The 1625-nt window shown below is 66.5% G+C and carries 2 protein-coding genes; both read left to right on the top strand.

What is annotated here, in order from left to right; translation table 11 throughout:
* Nucleotides 1-610, top strand: a 610-nt coding sequence (locus Q664_RS41625; RefSeq protein ID WP_235217083.1) for a Tox-REase-5 domain-containing protein, incomplete at its 5' end; no start/stop codon positions are given.
* A 12-nt stretch (nucleotides 611-622) separates the two neighbouring features.
* A complete protein-coding gene (locus Q664_RS41620) occupies nucleotides 623-1366 on the top strand; it encodes an Imm52 family immunity protein (protein WP_043409578.1) in 744 nt (247 codons plus the stop codon).
* Nucleotides 1367-1625 lie beyond the last annotated feature (259 nt).

Genomic DNA, 1625 nt, shown 5'->3' with positions numbered 1-1625 from the left:
AAGAATGGGGGGACTGGGGGCGGACCTGCCAGGGCTGTCACTCACGGCCAGGGGAGAGCTGGTGCTGGGCGAAGCCGTGGTGGCAGGCACGGCGGGAACGGTGGGCGTGGACCTGAGCGCCTTCTCCATCCTCCACATGGCGGGGAAGGGCCGGGGCGGAAGCGGTGGCACGCGCGACAAGGCGGAGAAGAACTCCAAGAAGGCTCCGGCGCGGGAACCCGGCAGGTGGACGTACAAGAAGCCCACCAATGAGTCCAAGCGCTCCCAGGACTACCAGGAGCAGGTGACGGGGCGGCCCGCGTGGTGGGTGTACATGATTGGGGAAGTGGAGTTCGACGGCATCAAGTTGGGGGAACTGCTGGAGGCCAAGGGCCCGGGCTACTGCTCCTTCTTCGAGGCGGATGGCACGCCCAAGCCGTGGTACGTGGCGTCGGGCGGGTTCAAGCAGCTGATGGAGCAAGCCGAGAAACAGTCGACGTTGGCCCAGAAATTGGGGATGCCTGTGAGCTGGCACGTCGCCGATGCCAAGGTGGCGGAGTTCCTTCGCGAAACCTTCAAGGAAAACAAATGGAAGAACATCACGGTCCACCACACGTGGCCCGTGCAGTAGAAAGGAGCACGCATGCAGGACAAGTACTACGTGGGAGCGTACTGGGGACCGCGCCAGGAGACGGCGCTGGAGTGTGCGCGGCGCGCGGAGCTCTTCTTCCACATGCTGGCGCGGTGTGACCCGACGTTCACCCAATGGTACCGGGCGGGCCGTGGCTTTCCCCGCGAGCTGCCGGGCTGGCCCGTCCGCCCGGAGATGAAGGAGTTGGAGTCCCTCTTCCTCAAAGGCAGGAATCGCACCGACGTCGGCAAGGAGGTCATCGAGGATCTGGGCTTTCGCGAGATGGTGTGGAATGCCAAGAAGGAGGCTACGGAGATTCACCTGTCCTGTGGCAAATACTCGCCGTGGGGAGGGCCCAATCTGTGTCTGCTCTACCCACCCAGGCAGGGCGCTGTCCGGGAACGGCTGCTGCGCGCGCCCGTGCTGGCCGAGGTGCTCACCAGCATGGTGACTGCGTGGGACCCCGACTACGCCATGGCCGGCTCCTCGCAGATGGTGGACCTCGTGGAAAAGGGCGGGTCCGAGGTGCGGATGGGCTGGCTGACGTACCTGTCGCGCCGTCTGGGCAACCTGCCGCCTTTGCCCGCGCCCGTGCGCATCGAGCCAGTAGGGGCGTTGGGCTGGCTTCTCGTGCTCTCCCCCGAGCCCATGACGGCGAGCAACCCCGAGCACGTGGCGTTCACCGCTCGCGTCCGAGAGCTCCTCGACCGGGCAGGTCTCATCCAACGGCCGCAACCCGAGCCCGCAACGGAGTGATACGGCATCTCGAAGCCCTTCAGAGGGCTTGACCTCCCCCATGACATCTCCCTGAACTCCAGGGTGTCACTGTCAGCCCATGCGGCTGGGGGAGGTGGGGCGTGTCCACTCGTCGTGTTGGCGCGCTCCCTCCGGGTGCGCGGCTGTTTCCGACCCTGTTCCTGGCCGCGCTCCTCGGCGGGTGCGCCACGGGTCATCCGCGCGCGAGCCTGACGAGTGGCTTCGGGCTCCACTCGCGGCCCACCTCGCTCCGTGACAG

The sequence above is a fragment of the Archangium violaceum Cb vi76 genome, assembly GCF_000733295.1.
Classification (GTDB): Bacteria; Myxococcota; Myxococcia; order Myxococcales; family Myxococcaceae; genus Archangium; species Archangium violaceum.
Note: the sequence above shows the minus strand (reverse complement) of the source record. Positions and strands in the feature narration are given on the sequence as shown.